The following is a 16,484-nucleotide window of genomic DNA, read 5'->3' on the forward strand; positions in this document are numbered from 1 at the left end:
CATTTTATGAGGGGAGAAATAAAGAACCTTGCTGTTGAAAATTATAAGCATTTTTGTTCTTTGGAGGGAAGTGACTATATCGCCAGTGAATTTGCTTTGGCAACAATATTGCAACTGATTTCCAGATTTAAGGCGAAAAAGATTTTAGAATTGGGCATGGGAATTGGCTCGGTATCCGATACTGTTTTAAAATTCAATAAAAAGAACAATCTGGGGATTCACTACAGCGGAACCGAAAAGAATGAGTTCTGTCTCGCTGCTTTGAAGAACAATGTTGAAGAATATGAAAGTATTTTCCTTTTTTCGGAGCTTAACCAGGTTACAAATAAGGATTTTGATTTTGTTATAATTGACGGGCTCGACGAATCTTTGAAAAATATTAAAGACTATTGCGGAAAACACGCCATCCTTTTTGTGGAAGGCGACCGAAAAGCCCAAACCCAAACGATTTTAGATGTTTTTCCCAATAGTTTGTATGTGAATGTCATTACTTTGGAGAAAAACCCCTCGTATGCCCATGAAGGCAGAAGCGTGAACAGCTATAAAGGAGGAGGCCAATTAATTTTTACAAACCCGACTCTTGAAATGAAATGGTATTGGTTTGTGGAAAAAGCGGCAACGTATATCAAACGAAAAATCAGAAAAATTAACAGAAAATGAATTCAAAACCCTATATAGAAATTGCCGGAAGAAAAGTTGGTCCGGATTTTCCACCGTTAGTAATCGCCGAAATAGGAATCAACCATGAAGGATCCCTGCAGGTAGCCAAAGAAATGGTAGACGCTGCTTTTCGGGCAGGTGTTGAGGTGGTGAAGCATCAGACCCATATTGTTTCCGATGAGATGAGCGGAGCGGCCAAAAAAGTGATTCCGGGAAATGCGGATGTTTCCATTTATGAAATCATGGAGCGTTGTGCTCTTAATGAAGAAGAAGAATTAGAACTGAAAAATTACGTGGAAAGCAAAGGGATGATTTTTATCTCCACACCTTTTTCAAGAGCAGCAGCAGAACGTTTAAAGAAATTTGACATCCCGGCTTATAAAATTGGTTCGGGAGAATGTAATAATTACCCTTTGCTGGAGCACATAGCCTCTTTCGGAAAACCGGTTATTTTGAGTACCGGTATGAATACCATAGAGAGCATTCAAAAGGCGGTGGCCATTTTTGATAAACATAAAATACCGGTAGCGCTATTGCATACGACTAATTTGTACCCAACACCAATTCACCTGGTGCGTTTTGGTGCAATGATGGAAATGCATCAGGCTTTTCCGGACAAAGTTTTCGGTTTGTCGGATCATACACTAAACAACAATGCCTGTTTGGGAGCGGTGGCTTTAGGAGGTTCAATTTTAGAGCGTCATTTTACCGACCATATGAACCGTACCGGCCCTGATATTGTATGCAGTATGGATGAGACGGCTTGTAAAGAACTGATTGTAAACAGTGCAGAAATGGCATTGATGCGCGGAGGGACCAAGAAACCGGCAGCGGAAGAACAGGTCACTATCGACTTCGCCTTTGCTACCGTTTGTTCGATTGCGCCAATTAAAGCCGGGGAAGTGTTCACTAAAGAAAATATCTGGGTGAAACGCCCGGGAACCGGTAAAATTTTAGCGGAACATTTTGAAGGATTACTTGGGAAAAAAGCAACCAGAACTATTGAAAACGATGAACAGTTAGACTGGGGTGATTTCGAATAAACAGCTATGAAAAAAATAGTATTCTTAACCGGCACACGTGCGGATTTCGGTAAAATAAAATCGTTGATCCAAATTCTTGAAGCACATCAGGGGTTTGAGGTATTCGTATTTGTTACCGGGATGCATTTGCAGAAAGAATATGGTTATACGCTTCTGGAAATTGAGCGTTGCGGCTTTTCGAATGTGCATACTTTTGAAAACCACACCCACGAAACCACTATGGATTTAACATTGGCGAAAACCATTGAAGGACTTTCAGCCTATGTAAAAGAATGCTCGCCCGACATGATTGTGATTCACGGCGATCGGGTAGAAGCCTTGGCCGGAGCTATTGTCGGTTCACTGAACAATATTCTGGTGTCGCATATTGAAGGAGGGGAGATTTCGGGAACCATTGATGAGTTGATCCGTCATTCCACCAGCAAGATGAGCCATATTCATTTTGTGTCGAATGATTTGGCTAAAAGCAGACTGATACAGATGGGAGAACTCTCCGAATCCGTTTTTACCATCGGATCTCCGGATGTTGATATTATGTTTTCAGATGCGTTGCCGGATTTGGATGTTGTTAAAAAGTACTATGAAATAGCCTTTGAAAAATATGCCGTGGTCATGTTCCATCCGGTTACGACCGAAGCCAAATACATGGAACAATATGCCGACGCTTTTGTAAGTGCCTTGTTAGAGGATACGCATAATTATGTGGTTATTTTTCCGAACAACGATTTAGGGAGCCAGGCTATTTTAAAAGCGTACGATAGGTTTAAAGGCAATCCGAGGTTCAGGGTTTTCCCTTCGTTGCGTTTTGAGTACTTCCTTACGTTGCTGAAAAAATCACAATTCATTATAGGAAACAGCAGCGCGGGGATTCGTGAGGCACCTTATTATGGCCTGCCGATTATCAACATCGGAACCCGTCAGCAAAACAGGGCGCTTCATGCTGATATTCTTAACGTTGGTTATGATAAAGAAAGCATTGAAGCCGCACTTAAGATAATAGATTCACACAAAACACAGCCAACTTCCTCTGATTTTGGGAAAGGCGACAGTGCTCAGTTATTTTTGAATTCCTTGGAAAAAAACGATATTTGGCAATTGAATCATCAAAAACAATTTAGAGACATATAAATGCTTTTTAATTCCATAGATTTTTTGCTTTTCCTTCCGTTGGTGTTTGCAGTGTACTGGACGGTTAACAATAAAAGTTTGCAATGGCAAAACCTGTTGTTGCTTATAGCCAGTTACTACTTTTATGCCTGTTGGGACTGGCGTTTTTTGTTTCTTCTGATGTTTTCGACCGGGTTGGATTATTTCACCGGATTGAAAATGCACGATGCGCCCAATGAAAAATTGAGAAAATTTTGGTTTTGGCTCAGTATTGGAATCAATGTTGGGTTTTTAGGGATTTTTAAATATTATAATTTCTTTTCAGATTCCTTTGCGGCGTTATTGTCCGGATTTGGTATTCAGACCAATTTTTGGGTACTGGATGTCATTTTGCCGGTAGGAATCTCTTTTTACACCTTCCACGGTTTATCCTATGTAATCGATATTTATAAAAAAAGAATCGAACCGGAAAGAGATGTCGTGGCCTATTCGTTGTTTGTAAGTTACTTTCCGCTTTTGGTGGCAGGGCCTATCGAACGGGCAACTCACTTATTACCGCAAATTAAACGATCGCGTGTTTTTAATTATACTCAGGCTTCTGAAGGCGTGAAGCAAATTATATGGGGTTTGTTCAAAAAAGTTGTGATAGCCGATAATTGTGCTTTTTTTGTCAACAAACTTTTTGAAGACAGCACCAATTACTCAGGCCCAGAACTGTGGATGGGTGCCGTGTTTTTTGCCTTCCAGATTTATGGGGACTTCAGCGGGTATTCCGATATTGCTTTAGGGACCTCGAAATTGTTTGGCATTGAACTGCTTCGGAACTTTAACTTTCCGTATTTTTCAAAAGACATAGCCGATTTCTGGAGACGTTGGCACATATCGCTTTCGACCTGGTTCCGGGATTATTTATACATTCCTTTAGGAGGAAGCCAAGGTGGAAAAGTAATGCGTTTGCGCAACACCATGATTATCTTTTTGGTGAGCGGATTTTGGCACGGCGCCAATTGGACGTTCATCATTTGGGGATTGATTCATGCCCTGTTGTTCATTCCTTTGCTTTTAACGGATAGTAACAGAAACAGTTTGGCCGATAAGTATTTCCGTCTGAAAGATTTACCAAAAGTACTTCTTACGTTTTTACTGGTGTGCATTGCCTGGGTATTTTTTAGGGCAGATACGGTGCAGGAAGCCATAACCTATATTATTGGCATGTTTGACTGGCATGCGCCGTCACTACATTACTTTTATAAAAACAGCAGGTATTTTCTAACCACTGCCATTTGTCTTTTCAGCGTTTTTGTTTTATTGGCTGTTGAAGCAAGACATATGAGGCAAGGTGTTCAGAATCTGAGATTGTCTAATGTTTTGGTTGTATTTGTCCTACTGCTGATCTTCTTTATGGGATCGTTTAAAAATCAGGCAGACTTTATTTATTTTCAGTTTTAAAGATGAAAAAGTTTCTTATAAAAATAGCGGCTTATGCACTGGTATTGTTTGTGTTGTTAAACGGAGTAGCCTGTTTGAACCTTTACTTTTTGGGGAAATCTAATTTTTACAAGCCTCAATTCGTGAAAAACGGAGTTAAGGAAACCCATTTTGATTATGTTGTTTTAGGTTCCAGTACAGGACTGACGACTTTGAATACCATTGCGATAGATTCTGCATTGCATACTCAGGGCCTGAACATCAGTATGGATGATTCGTCTTTAAATTCGCATTATTTAATGTTGGAACATTTTTACAACTGTGGAAAAACCACCGATAAACTCGTTCTGAGCATTACACCCTGGGATGTTTCTTCCACCGAAGCGAAATTAAACAACAACGATTATCGTTTTGCATCAGAACTAAGCAAAGACTATGTTCATGAATATTATGCCGAAATGGAAGAGGGGAATTTCAAAGTTTTGACCTATTCTAAATATATACCGATACTGGCCATAAGCTATTACAATACAGAATTGTTTTTCCCTTCGTTCTTAAGTGCGATGAATCCCAAAAAACAAAACCGTTCCGATGCTAAAGGGAATTATTCGTATCCGGATTTCAACGGAAAACCAACACCGGGAAAACGTAAGACGATGAAAGGGGATTTTAAAAACCCGTATTTTTACAAAGTACAGGAGCTTTGTAAAAAGCATAACACGGAACTGGTTTTGTATCAGTCACCTTTGTATAATTCAGATTTGGAATACAGTGATTTTCCGAAACAGCATACTTTTGTAAACCATTATAATCTGGTTTCGGAGGATTGTTTTTATGACAATATCCACGTAAACCAAAGAGGGCGAAAAGTGTGTTCGGAAGCTTTTGCTGTGGCATGGAAAAAACATTATGGGAACGACTAAAGGAATGGGGAACAAAAAGATATTCATATTACTTCCGGACGGAGTCGGCTTAAGGAATTTTGCCTATACGGATTTTTATTCGATAGGGAAGAAGTTGGGCTACGATATCGTGTATTGGAACAATACTCCATTTCCGCTTACAGATTTAGGGTTTGAGGAAGTAAAAATCGAGAGACCAAAGCTTCATCCCTTTACAGATGTTTATAAAAATGCCAGAAAACAAATTGAGTTAAATTTAAACATTCAAAAAACAAACGATACCGTTTACGATACCTACAGGTTTCCCTTGTCGTATAAAACTTTGAAAAGCAGCTTTAAAAGTATTGCGGTTCAGGGGTTAACGGTGTGGCATGCTTCCCAAAAAGGCTTGGCCGGATTGCGACAAAAAATCAAAGACTGTGAGCGTAAAACAGACTATTACAAAGTCTGCCTGCAAACCCTGAAAGATGAAAAACCGGATATGGTCTTTTGTACTAATCAGAGACCGGTTTTGGGTATTTCACCAATTTTAGCGGCTCAGGAATTGGGAATACCAACCGCCACCTTTATATTTTCCTGGGATAATTTACCTAAGGCGACCATGGTGGTGGAAACCGATTATTATTTTGTGTGGAGCGATTACATGAAGCAGGAATTGATGTTTTATTATCCCTACATAAAAGAGGAACAGGTTGTAGTAACCGGTACGCCGCAGTTCGAAGCCCATTTTGATGTGGCCAAAAAACTACCGCGGGAGCAGTTTTTTCAGGATAACGGTTTGGATATAACTAAAAAATACATTTGCTATTCCGGAGATGATATTACTACCTGTCCGGATGATCCACAATACCTTCAGGACGTGGCAGATGCGGTTAGAAAGCTGAATGCAGAAGGAGCATCTTTAGGGATTGTTTTCAGGCCAAGCCCGGCCGATTTTTCAAACAGGTTTGAAGAAGTGCTGCAGAAGAACAGCGATTTAATAGTCAAATTGCATCCCAAATGGGTAAACTTAGGCGGCGGATGGAATGCTATCCTGCCAACACCGGAAGATGCCGATTTACAGGTTAATACCATCGCGCATACGGAGTTTGTTATTAATTTAGGATCGTCCATGGTCTTTGATTATGCTTCGCATGGAAAGCCCTGCGTTTACCTGAATTACGATGTGCCCAATAAATTAGACAAGAACTGGTCGGTTAAGAAAATATACAATTACATCCATTTTCGTTCCATGCCTAGCAAGAAAAGTGTGCTATGGCTGAACCATTCCACAGAAATTGAGAATGTAATCAAAACTATACTGTCAAAAGAATCTAATCCTGTCGAAGAGGCTCAGAAATGGTTTGCCGTTATTGCTAAACAACCTGTTGAAAAAGCTTCGGCAAATATTTGGGAAGGCATCACAAAAATCATTTCGAATGACTAAATGGATAAGACAAATAGGCTGGAAACTACTTGGGAAAAGTTATTTTACTTTTTTAGAAGGACAGCGCAAAGTATATCTGGATAAGGCTTCCAATGTTTCGATAGGATACAAAACTTATCATAACGGAGCTTTTGTGTGGAAATGGCACAAAGATTCACAACTTACCATCGGAAAGTATTGTTCGATTGCCAACGATGTTCATTTCGTTTTGGATTGCGGTTATCATTTGGTTAGCGAGGTGACGAGTTTTCCGCATTTTAACCATATGAAAAATGCAGATCTTCCCATAGGAGGCGTTTCACAAGCGATTTTTAAAAAGGAAATACAGCCTAAAAAAAGCAATATCGTTATAGGCAATGATGTCTGGATCGGAATGAATGCGGTCATTATGCCTGGTGTAACTATTGGAAACGGCGTAACGGTTATGGCCGGAGCCGTGGTTACTAAAGATATTCCGGATTATGCCATTGTTGGCGGAGTCCCCGCAGCGCTATCGAAAATGAAGTACGATGCAACAGTAATTGAAAAGATGCAACAGATTGCCTGGTGGGATTGGCCGGCTGAAAAAGTGGAGGAAAATGTCGGGGATTTCTATCTCCCAATAACCGAATTCATAAACAAATGGACTTGAAGATAGCGTTTCTAACCCCTGAGTACCCGCATGCGAAAACCGGTAATGCTGCTGGTATCGGTACCAGTATCAAACTACTGGCTAAAGGTTTACAGGCGCAGGGAGTTGCGGTGAGCGTATTGGTGTACCGTCAGAAAGAAGACGGCTTTTTTGAGGACGACGGCATTTCGGTTTACCAAATAAAAAACGTCACTTTCAAAGGGATATCGTTATACCTTACCCAAAAGAAAATAGAACGTCTGATCGATACACTTTATGCTGAAAATAAAATAACAGTAGTGGAAACTCCGGATTGGACGGGAATCACATCTTTTATCAAACCTAACAAATGCCCGATAGTAATTCGTTTGCACGGAAGTGATACCTATTTTTGTCATTTGGATGGAAGGAAAGTAAAGTGGATCAATCGTTTTTTAGAGAAAAGAGCTTTGCAAAAGGCGAACGGATGGCTTTCTGTCAGTCGTTATACCGCCGAAAAAACCAATGAAATCTTTGGCTTGAGATGTCCGTTTACCATCATACACAATGGAGTAGATGTAGCGCTTTTTAATCCTGCCAATACAGTTGCCAAAGCAGACACTAAAAAAATACTATATTTAGGAACCTTGATTCGCAAAAAAGGGTTGTTGGAATTGCCTGAGATTTTTAACAGGGTCATTGTTCAAAATCCTGATGCAGAATTAATTCTGATAGGTAAAGACAGTGCCGACATTGTTACGGGTTCCAAATCTACTTTTGCCTTGATGAAGCCTTTGTTTACTAAGGAGGCTTTTGAGAAAGTAAACTATTTAGGCAGTGTTCCCTATACCGAAGTGGCGCGGCACATTAATGAAGCTGCGGTCTGTGTCTATCCGTCATTTGCCGAAGCTTTTCCGGTATCGTGGCTGGAAGCTATGGCGATGCAAAAAGCAATTGTGGCTTCAAATATCGGATGGTCATCTGAACTGCTTTCCGATGGAGTGGAAGGCTATTTGGTGCATCCGAAAGAACACGGTTTGTTCGCAGAACGAATTACGGCTTTTTTGAACGATGATGCCCTGCAGAAACAATTTGGGGAAAAGGCTCGCGAGAAAGTTTTAAATTTGTTTTCGATTGATGTGATCGCCAAACAAAACATAGCATATTACAATACAATATAATTCATACGATTTGATTTTAATCCTTCATAGTGATAATAAGGTAGTAAAAGTTGCAGACGGGAACAATCAGGTTGTTTTTTCAGATGGGAAATCGATATCGGAAGTACTGTTGCAACTGGCTTCTCAATACCCGGAGCAAAGACTGGTCTGGTGTGATGATTTCCTGTACCCCATACTTAACTTTGGTTTTATTGCTGATTTTAAATCGGAAGTGCCCGTTATTTACGGCTTTAATCCAAGGGAAGAAGAATATTTGGGAAGAAAGATCGGGTACGTTGAACCTTCTTTGTTTATAAAAGTTAATAAGAAAGTTAAGTATCCAACTTGGCAAGTTAGTTCGAGTGTAGGATTTACCGATGCTAAATGGATACGTCAGGTTTCAAGTGGGTTAAAACCGGATTCCAACTTCGATTATTTTCTGCAATCCTTTTCAAAGCTGGTTTTGGAACAAGGAATGCTGTGCTATTCGGAGCCTAAGTTATTGTTGGAGGAGCTTGTGTTAGCGCCTCACAGGAAATCAAATTTCGAATTGTTCCGATTTGTAAAACAGCATTATCACATCAAATGGATTTTTCTGTTGTTACTGAATTTGTTTCTTTACGAAAGAAGTATTGCTTTGTTCCCTTTTTTAAATTCGTTGCGGTATAAGAAACGAAATCTTGTTTTTAAAAATGAAACGGGCCAAACTCCGGATTCCAGGTCCTTTTCGGAAGAAACGATTGACATCATCATTCCAACTATCGGAAGGAAAAAATATTTGCACGACGTATTGCTGGATTTAAAACAACAAACCGTTTTGCCACGGAAAGTAATCATCGTAGAGCAAAATCCACTGGAAAATTCAGTATCGGAACTGGATTATTTAACCGATGGAACTTCATGGCCTTTTCAAATCAAACATATTTTTACGCATCAGTCCGGAGCTTGCAATGCCCGAAACCTTGCTTTGAAAGAAGTAAGCGGGAAATGGGTTTTTCTGGCCGATGATGACATCCGTTTTTCAAAAGATTTACTGGAAAACTGTTTGGTCAATGCCTTTCTATACAAAGGTAAAGCCATGACTTTAGCCTGTTTAAGGGAAAATGACCGGCCTTATATCCATGAGGTTAAGCAATGGGGAACTTTCGGATCCGGCTGCAGTTTTGTTCCGGCCGAAGCGTTATCCGGTTTAACCTTTGATACACGATTTGAATTTGGTTTTGGGGAAGATGCTGATTTCGGGATGCAACTCCGGAACCACGGAAACGATGTGTTGTATTTTCCACAGCCACAGCTTTTGCACCTGAAAGCACCGGTAGGGGGATTCCGCGTGAAACCCGTTTTGGCCTGGAGTCAGGAGCCAATCCCGCCAAAGCCTTCTCCAACGATTATGCTTTATAAGTTAAAATACCATACCCCGGAACAAAGGAACGGGTATAAGACGTCTTTGTTTTTAAAGCATTACCGTCATCAGAAAATTAAAAATCCTTTTGGTTATATTAGCCGTATGAGAAAGCAATGGGAATGTAGTATGAACTGGGCGACCAAACTGAAAAACAGCTAAGATGATTTTTTCACTGATTGTTTGTACCTATAAACGACCGAAACCGCTTCAGACGCTTTTGAAATCTGTAGCCGGTCAGACGCGATATCCGGATGAGATCCTAATAGTGGATGGCTCACCGGACGAGTTGACCAAGACGATGCTGGAAGAAAATCCCTTTGGAAATCTTAAGTATTATTTAGTTGAAGAAAAACACCGGGGCTTGACCAAACAAAGGAATTTTGGTATTGAAAGAGTACAGGATTCCTCTGAAATTATTTGCTTTCTGGACGATGATACCGTTTTGGAACCTGATTATTTTGAAGAAATCCTCAAGACTTATACGATTCATCCAACTGCTTTAGGCGTCGGAGGTTATATTACCAATGAAGTAAACTGGACCAAAACCGAAGCGCATTACAAACCTGCCCTAAACGAGTTTTGGTACGATGGCTGGAAGCGTAAAGACGGAAGCCGTTTTGTTTGGCGAAAAAAGTTAAATCTGGACAGTGACCGACAGCCGGGGTTTTTACCGGAGTTCTCACACGGACGGAGCATCGGGTTTTTACCGCCATCGGGTAAAACGTATCAGGTGGAGCAATTGATGGGCGGCGTTTCGTCCTTTAGAAAGGCAGTTTTTCAGCGTATGAAGTTTTCCACTTATTTTGAAGGATACGGTTTGTATGAAGATGCCGATTTTACCTTAAGGCTTTCCAAAGAAGGTCCGTTGTTTGTCAATACATCGGCTTGTTTGGCGCATTATCACGATGCTTCGGGAAGACCCAATAAATATGATTATGGTAAAATGGTTGTCCGCAATGGCTACTATGTCTGGCGGGTTAAGCATCCTAAGCCGTCTTTTAAATCAAAATTGAAGTGGCATGCGATAACCCTTTTGCTGACCGGTATCCGATTTACCAATATCTTTACCACTAACAAGAAAAAAGAAGCACTGACCGAATCTTTAGGAAGATTTTTTGGTTGGTTGAGCTTGTTTTACAATACACCCCGATAAGAATGTACCTACTGAAAAAGAAAATCAGCCGAAAAGTAAAAGAATTTCGTGAGAACTTCCAATACATTCGTTTCTATAACGAGCCTGAACCGGTTATTTTGATTGGCCTGAACAACAGAACCAAGATCAGGACCTATTTAAATCTTATTTTCAGGATACGGCAACAGTACGAACATCCCATAGTTATTGAATTTTCATTGTTCCGCTATTTTCTTTTTGCCAAATGGTTTAAAGAACTCGATTTTATTTATTTTTCCAAACCTTTTTCCAAACCCAAAACATTTAGAGTATTCAGTCATTCTGAAAAAGCAGATTTCAGGGTAAATTACAATTACAGGAAGGTGTATTCTAAAGATGAATATGTATCAGAGGCTTTGCCGTATATCATGCATCCGCGAAATTACATGCATCCGGAACCTGTTTTGCTTGAAAAAAATATCGGGATTCTCATCAGTGGCAATTTTGAAGCAAAAATTTATGATACGACTTTGATCAGGGATAATTTTAAGATGCTTAACCGTTGGGAGATTTATTCTGAAATTGTCAAACATCCTTCGTTAGTGCAAATAACCGGGACCGAACTGATGGAAGGCTTAAGTTCCAAAGTTTTTTCAGATAAATTTGTCCTGATGAAATGGCAAAACGGTGCGATTCCAAACGATAAATGGCGTCATTACCTGTCTGCCTCCAATTTTTTGTTTTGCGCCCCTGGGATGACCATGCCCATGTGCCACAATGTGGTTGAAGCCATGTCAGTAGGGGTAATTCCTATCATCAATTATGAAAATTGGTTGAATCCTTCTTTAGAAGATAAGGTAAACTGTCTGGTCTATCACGATCAAAAAGATATTGCGAACGTAATCGATTTAGCGTTGTCGATGTCGGAAGCTGAAATTTTGCATTTGCGAAAGAATGTGGTCTTATATTTTGAAAGCTATTATAAAGCGTTTGATTTTGAAGCTAAACAAACGAAAGAACTTGTTTTAATTAATGAAGATATCAGAGATTTAGTCTGAGTCAGGAAATATGAAGTTTGCAATCATAACACACGTTCAGCATATTGAGAACGAGCAACGGTTTTACGGCTATGCTCCTTATGTGCGTGAGATGAATATCTGGTTAAAACACGTAGATGCGGTTGAGGTTGTCGGGCCTTTGGTGGAAAAATCTCTATCCCCCATTCATATTCCGTATGAGCATTCGGAGTTGACTTTTTCGACCGTTAGCGAGTTTAATATCACTTCCGTTAAAGAATTGTGTAATTCGATAATACGTTTGCCTAAAATTTCATGGACCATATACAAAGCCATGAAAAGGGCAGACCATATCCATTTGCGTTGCCCGGGGAACATGGGATTATTGGGAGCTGTTATCCAGATCATGTTTCCGTCCAAGAAAAAAACGGCAAAATATGCAGGAAACTGGGACCCGAAGAGCAAGCAGCCTTTTACCTATAAATTGCAACGGTGGATATTGAGCAACACATTTTTGACCAAAAACATGCAGGTTTTGGTGTATGGACAATGGGACAACAGTACCAAAAACATCAAATCGTTTTTTACCGCTACCTATTCCGAAACTGATAAAACTGCCGTCGAAGTCAGATCTATTAACGGAAAAATTAATTTCCTGTTTGTGGGAACCCTGGCAAAAGGCAAGCAACCGCTTTATGTTGTGAAGATGGTTGAAAGCCTTCGTCAGCAAGGCTTTGATGTTGCATTGACTGTTTTTGGAGACGGTAAGTTGCGACCGGAATTAGAAGCCTATATCCAGGAGGGCGGACTTGCGGATTATGTGTTTCTAAAAGGAAACCAAACAAAGGAAACGGTTCAACAGGCTTATCAGGACAGCCATTTTTTGGTTTTGCCCTCGTTAAGTGAAGGTTGGCCAAAAGTTGTTGCCGAAGCCATGTTTTGGGGATGTGTTCCCGTAGCTACCAAAGTTTCGTGTGTTCCCTATATGCTGGGGTACGGGACCAGAGGAGTTTTGTTGGAAGAACAGTTGAACCATGATGTAAAGCAACTTTCCGAAATCATTACAAACGAAAGCTATTATAAAGAGATGGCTGCCAAAGGAAAGGACTGGTCGCGGGAATTTACCATGGAAAAGTTTGAAGCGGAAATCCAGAAACTAATTCGTTAATTTGCAGCTTAATCAGAATCAGTACATGCGAATTGTTCAGCTAATAGACAGTTTGGAGCCCGGCGGAGCAGAAAGAATTGCCGTTAATCTTGCTAATGGGTTTTCCCAAAGGCATGACTTTTCGGGCCTAGTTGTTACAAGGGCAGAAGGCGGTTTGCGAAAAACCATCAAAGAAGAGGTGGATTTTTTTTTCGCAGCTAAAAAAAGCGCTGTGGATATGGCTGCTTTATTGCGATTTGTCAAGTATCTGAAACAAAATAAAATTGAAATCATTCATGCCCACAGCAGTTCGTTTTTTTTCGGGACACTGGCCAAGCTATTGTATCCGAAAGTAAAGCTGTTTTGGCACGATCATCATGGGAACAGGATCAAAAGTCATCAGAAAAACCACCTGATTAGACTTTGTTCTTTCTTCTTTTCGGGCGTTTTTACCGTTAACGAAGAAGTGCTAGCCTGGGCTCAGAGCAATCTTTTTTGTAAGGAATGCAGTTTCCTGCCGAATTTTACAACCGCTACTGCTATAGAAACGAAAACTACTTTTTTAAAGGGAGAAGCCGGTAAACGAATGGTCTGTCTTTCTAATTTAAGAAATCCTAAAAACCATGCCATGATTGTCGAGGCTTTTGCAGACAGTTCGCTGGCCGGTCAGGGATGGACGATGCATTTTATAGGGAAAGACAATCAGGATCAGTATTCTGATCAGGTGAAGGAAAGTATCAGACAGTATAATTTACAGGATGCGGTCCATTTATATGGCTCTTGCGATGATGTTTATCATATTTTAAGTCAGGCAGCAATCGGGCTATTGGCATCAACTTTTGAAGGATTTCCTGTAGCGTTATTGGAATATGGAAACGCCGGTTTAGCTGTAATCTCAACTAATGTCGGATATTGTGCTTCTATTATTACGGATAATGAATCAGGGTTGCTGTTTTCGCCGACAGAAAAAGAGGAATTAACACAAAAAATGGTTACTTTGGCGCAAAACCCGATGCTAAGAACTACTTTTGGAACCGTTTTAAAGCAAAAAATTGATAGTGATTATTCGGAAAAAGCCGTTTTATCGCTTTTAGAAAAAAAATATTGCAGCCGTTGAAATCCAGACAATTGTCATATACCACACTAGTCTTTATCCATGTTTTTTTAGGGATATTGATTTTTATTGCCCCGTTTTTGGCGAAGATATATAGTTTGCTGATACCGGTTTTAGGGTTTTATTTCGTCTTAAATTCTAAGAACAGGAACAATGAAGTGCTGCTTGTTGCTGGGTATATAGTGGGAGTAGAGGTTTTTTTAAGGATGACTGAAGGAAATGCCGTGCATGAGCTTTCAAAATATGAGGTGATTGTCTTTTTGATGATCGGAATGTTTTACAGTGGCTTTTCGAGATACTCCTATATATTTGGGGTCTTTCTGCTTCTTTTGGTACCCGGAATCATAAAAGGAGCCAATGAATTAAGTTTTGCGGTTAATGTCCGAAAAGCGATAGCCTTCAATATCTCAGGACCGGTTTGTTTGGGAATTTGTGCCATGTATTGTTATTTGAGGCCCGTCACGATGGCTTTTTTCAATAAGTTGTTGATTTTCATAGGACTTCCGCTTATTTCCATGGCAATGTATCTGTTCCTGTATACGCCCAATGTAAAAGATATCATTACGGGAACCCAATCGAATTTTGAGACTTCCGGAGGCTTCGGTCCTAATCAGGTTTCCACTGAATTAGGGTTGGGGATTTTTGTCTTTTTTGCCCTGATGCTTTTGTATTCCAAAACAAAGCGCATGATGATCGTCAATATGGTTCTTGTGGCCGTAATGGCTTTCAGGGGGATCGTGACTTTTTCAAGGGGAGGAGTGATTACGGGTGTAGTAATGATTGTCATGTTGCTTGGAATTGTATATTACAGATCAAGCCAGAAAATTAAAAGTAAACTCAGTATTATTATTCTGATTAGCTTTCTGGGAGGAATGGGCATTTGGGCCTATAGTTCCTATCAGACCAATGGGATGATCGAATACCGTTATGCTAATAAAGATGCCAGAGGAAGGGTTAAGGAAGACCGATTGGGAGGACGCGAAAAGATCTCCGGTACCGAAATTCAAATGTTTCTTGAGAATCCCATTATGGGGGTAGGGGTAGGTAAAAATGCCGAATACCGGGAGGAAATGCTTGGTGAAAGGGTTTCATCTCACAACGAAATTACCCGTATGCTTGCAGATCACGGTCTTTTTGGGGTAATAGATTTACTGATATTGTTCATTACCCCGGTTTTACTCATGTTCAATAATAAGCAGCATTTGTTTTTGCTGGCTTTTTATTTTTTCTGGTTTTTAACCATCAACCATGCTTCAATGCGAATTGCCGCACCGGCGTTTATTTATGCCCTAGCACTTTTAAAAGTCACCATACATGAAGAACCTGTTGTACATAGGGAACAAACTCTCCAGCCACGGATTGAATAAAACATCGATTGAAACCTTGGGGGCTTTTTTGGAGCAGGAAGGCTATAATGTATGTTTTTCGTCTTCAAAAAAGAACCAGCTTCTTCGGCTTTTAGACATGTGCCTGACGGTAATAGCCAAAAACAGAAAAGTTGATTATGTACTGATAGATACCTACAGTACGTTCAGTTTTTGGTACGCCTTTGCCACCAGTCAGTTGTGCAGGGTTTTCGGATTGCCTTACATTCCGATACTAAGAGGTGGGGATTTACCGCAGCGTCTAAAGAATAGTCCGAGATTGTCCCGAATGGTTTTTAAAAAAGCTTATGCCAATATTGCGCCGTCCCATTATCTTTTGGAAGCTTTTAAGAATGCAGGTTTTGAGAATCTTCAGTTTATTCCCAATACGATTGAAATTGAGAAGTATCCGTTTAAGGAAAGAAATCCGATAGCGCCAAAACTACTTTGGGTTCGTGCTTTTGCGTCCATTTACAATCCTAAAATGGCTGTTGAGGTGTTGTGTGAATTGCAGAAAAACTACCCGGATGCCCAATTGTGCATGGTGGGGCCCGACAAAGACGGAAGCATGATTACTACGAAGCAATATGCTGAGGATAAAGGCGTTTCGGTTCGTTTTACCGGTCAGTTAGCCAAAGAAAAATGGATTGCGCTTTCTTCGGAATATGATATTTTTATCAATACCACACATTTTGACAATACGCCCGTTAGTGTTATGGAAGCCATGGCGCTCGGATTGCCGGTCATAACAACAAATGTAGGCGGGATTCCTTATTTGCTCGAAGATGAAAAAGAGGCTTTGCTGGTGACGGATGGTGATGTTGTCGGAATGGTTTCTGCCATAAAAGATTTGATGAGTGATACTGCGCTGAATGTCAGTATATGTAAGAATGCCCGTTCAAAATCTGAATCCTGGGATTGGGCCAGTGTAAAGCTGCAGTGGAGCGCACTCTTGCATTAAATACTTAATTTATTAACGTTTCCGGTTTTAGTTGTTCCAAAATATTCGTTA

The 16,484-nt window shown here is 40.3% G+C and carries 15 protein-coding genes; all 15 read left to right on the forward strand.

Going from position 1 to position 16,484, the window contains the following annotated elements; genetic code table 11:
• Positions 1-6: 6 nt before the first annotated feature.
• The 15 genes from ACWPKD_RS10715 to ACWPKD_RS10785 are packed head-to-tail and all read left to right on the forward strand — an operon-like array spanning position 7 to position 16,433.
• Positions 7-660 (forward strand): hypothetical protein, encoded by a 654-nt coding sequence (locus ACWPKD_RS10715; protein ID WP_455412673.1) that lies wholly within the window; start codon positions 7-9, stop codon positions 658-660.
• The gene (locus ACWPKD_RS10720) at positions 657-1,703 is read left to right on the forward strand and encodes an N-acetylneuraminate synthase family protein (RefSeq protein WP_455412674.1); all 1,047 of its coding nucleotides are present in this window, start codon (positions 657-659) and stop codon (positions 1,701-1,703) included. The genes ACWPKD_RS10715 and ACWPKD_RS10720 overlap by 4 nt, the downstream gene beginning before the upstream one ends.
• A 6-nt stretch (positions 1,704-1,709) precedes the next feature.
• Entirely contained in the window at positions 1,710-2,831 is a 1,122-nt protein-coding gene (gene neuC, locus ACWPKD_RS10725) for a UDP-N-acetylglucosamine 2-epimerase (RefSeq protein ID WP_455412675.1), read from the forward strand.
• A complete protein-coding gene (locus ACWPKD_RS10730; RefSeq protein ID WP_455412676.1) occupies positions 2,832-4,259 on the forward strand; it encodes an MBOAT family O-acyltransferase in 1,428 nt (475 codons plus the stop codon).
• A gap of 2 nt (positions 4,260-4,261) precedes the next feature.
• On the forward strand, positions 4,262-5,161 hold the full coding sequence (locus ACWPKD_RS10735; RefSeq protein WP_455412677.1) for a hypothetical protein: 900 nt from the start codon (positions 4,262-4,264) through the stop codon (positions 5,159-5,161).
• Positions 5,148-6,566 carry a UDP-glycosyltransferase gene (locus ACWPKD_RS10740; protein ID WP_455412678.1) on the forward strand — a complete coding sequence of 473 codons (1,419 nt, stop codon included), beginning with the start codon at positions 5,148-5,150 and terminating at the stop codon, positions 6,564-6,566. Before ACWPKD_RS10735 ends, ACWPKD_RS10740 begins: the two co-directional genes overlap by 14 nt.
• Positions 6,559-7,197, forward strand: coding sequence for a CatB-related O-acetyltransferase (locus ACWPKD_RS10745; protein WP_455412679.1), 639 nt, complete (start codon positions 6,559-6,561; stop codon positions 7,195-7,197). The genes ACWPKD_RS10740 and ACWPKD_RS10745 overlap by 8 nt, the downstream gene beginning before the upstream one ends.
• Complete coding sequence (locus ACWPKD_RS10750) at positions 7,188-8,336, forward strand: glycosyltransferase family 4 protein (RefSeq protein ID WP_455412680.1); 1,149 nt, start codon at positions 7,188-7,190, stop codon at positions 8,334-8,336. Before ACWPKD_RS10745 ends, ACWPKD_RS10750 begins: the two co-directional genes overlap by 10 nt.
• Positions 8,337-8,346: 10 nt before the next feature.
• Positions 8,347-9,879, forward strand: a complete 1,533-nt coding sequence (locus ACWPKD_RS10755) for a glycosyltransferase family 2 protein (RefSeq protein WP_455412681.1) — start codon at positions 8,347-8,349, stop codon at positions 9,877-9,879.
• A 1-nt stretch (position 9,880) separates the two neighbouring features.
• On the forward strand, positions 9,881-10,873 hold the full coding sequence (locus ACWPKD_RS10760; RefSeq protein ID WP_455412682.1) for a glycosyltransferase family 2 protein: 993 nt from the start codon (positions 9,881-9,883) through the stop codon (positions 10,871-10,873).
• A gap of 2 nt (positions 10,874-10,875) precedes the next feature.
• Positions 10,876-11,889: an ATPase gene (locus ACWPKD_RS10765; protein WP_455412683.1), complete on the forward strand. Its 1,014-nt coding sequence runs from the start codon at positions 10,876-10,878 to the stop codon at positions 11,887-11,889.
• Positions 11,890-11,899: 10 nt separating this feature from the next.
• Positions 11,900-13,015 carry a glycosyltransferase family 4 protein gene (locus tag ACWPKD_RS10770; protein ID WP_455412684.1) on the forward strand — a complete coding sequence of 372 codons (1,116 nt, stop codon included), beginning with the start codon at positions 11,900-11,902 and terminating at the stop codon, positions 13,013-13,015.
• Between the two features lies 1 nt (position 13,016).
• Complete coding sequence (locus ACWPKD_RS10775; protein ID WP_455412685.1) at positions 13,017-14,111, forward strand: glycosyltransferase; 1,095 nt, start codon at positions 13,017-13,019, stop codon at positions 14,109-14,111.
• Entirely contained in the window at positions 14,108-15,475 is a 1,368-nt protein-coding gene (locus ACWPKD_RS10780; RefSeq protein WP_455412686.1) for an O-antigen ligase family protein, read from the forward strand. Before ACWPKD_RS10775 ends, ACWPKD_RS10780 begins: the two co-directional genes overlap by 4 nt.
• Positions 15,423-16,433 carry a glycosyltransferase family 4 protein gene (locus tag ACWPKD_RS10785; protein WP_455412687.1) on the forward strand — a complete coding sequence of 337 codons (1,011 nt, stop codon included), beginning with the start codon at positions 15,423-15,425 and terminating at the stop codon, positions 16,431-16,433. The genes ACWPKD_RS10780 and ACWPKD_RS10785 overlap by 53 nt, the downstream gene beginning before the upstream one ends.
• The last annotated feature ends 51 nt before the right edge of the window (positions 16,434-16,484 follow it).

This window comes from Flavobacterium pedocola (assembly GCF_053764385.1).

Coding starts and splice junctions, on each gene's coding strand:
- ACWPKD_RS10715 (WP_455412673.1), top strand. CDS start 7: ATGAGGGGAGAAATAAAGAACCTTGCTGTTGAAAATTATAAGCATTTT.
- ACWPKD_RS10720 (WP_455412674.1), top strand. CDS start 657: ATGAATTCAAAACCCTATATAGAAATTGCCGGAAGAAAAGTTGGTCCG.
- neuC (WP_455412675.1), top strand. CDS start 1,710: ATGAAAAAAATAGTATTCTTAACCGGCACACGTGCGGATTTCGGTAAA.
- ACWPKD_RS10730 (WP_455412676.1), top strand. CDS start 2,832: ATGCTTTTTAATTCCATAGATTTTTTGCTTTTCCTTCCGTTGGTGTTT.
- ACWPKD_RS10735 (WP_455412677.1), top strand. CDS start 4,262: ATGAAAAAGTTTCTTATAAAAATAGCGGCTTATGCACTGGTATTGTTT.
- ACWPKD_RS10740 (WP_455412678.1), top strand. CDS start 5,148: ATGGGAACGACTAAAGGAATGGGGAACAAAAAGATATTCATATTACTT.
- ACWPKD_RS10745 (WP_455412679.1), top strand. CDS start 6,559: ATGACTAAATGGATAAGACAAATAGGCTGGAAACTACTTGGGAAAAGT.
- ACWPKD_RS10750 (WP_455412680.1), top strand. CDS start 7,188: ATGGACTTGAAGATAGCGTTTCTAACCCCTGAGTACCCGCATGCGAAA.
- ACWPKD_RS10760 (WP_455412682.1), top strand. CDS start 9,881: ATGATTTTTTCACTGATTGTTTGTACCTATAAACGACCGAAACCGCTT.
- ACWPKD_RS10765 (WP_455412683.1), top strand. CDS start 10,876: ATGTACCTACTGAAAAAGAAAATCAGCCGAAAAGTAAAAGAATTTCGT.
- ACWPKD_RS10770 (WP_455412684.1), top strand. CDS start 11,900: ATGAAGTTTGCAATCATAACACACGTTCAGCATATTGAGAACGAGCAA.
- ACWPKD_RS10785 (WP_455412687.1), top strand. CDS start 15,423: ATGAAGAACCTGTTGTACATAGGGAACAAACTCTCCAGCCACGGATTG.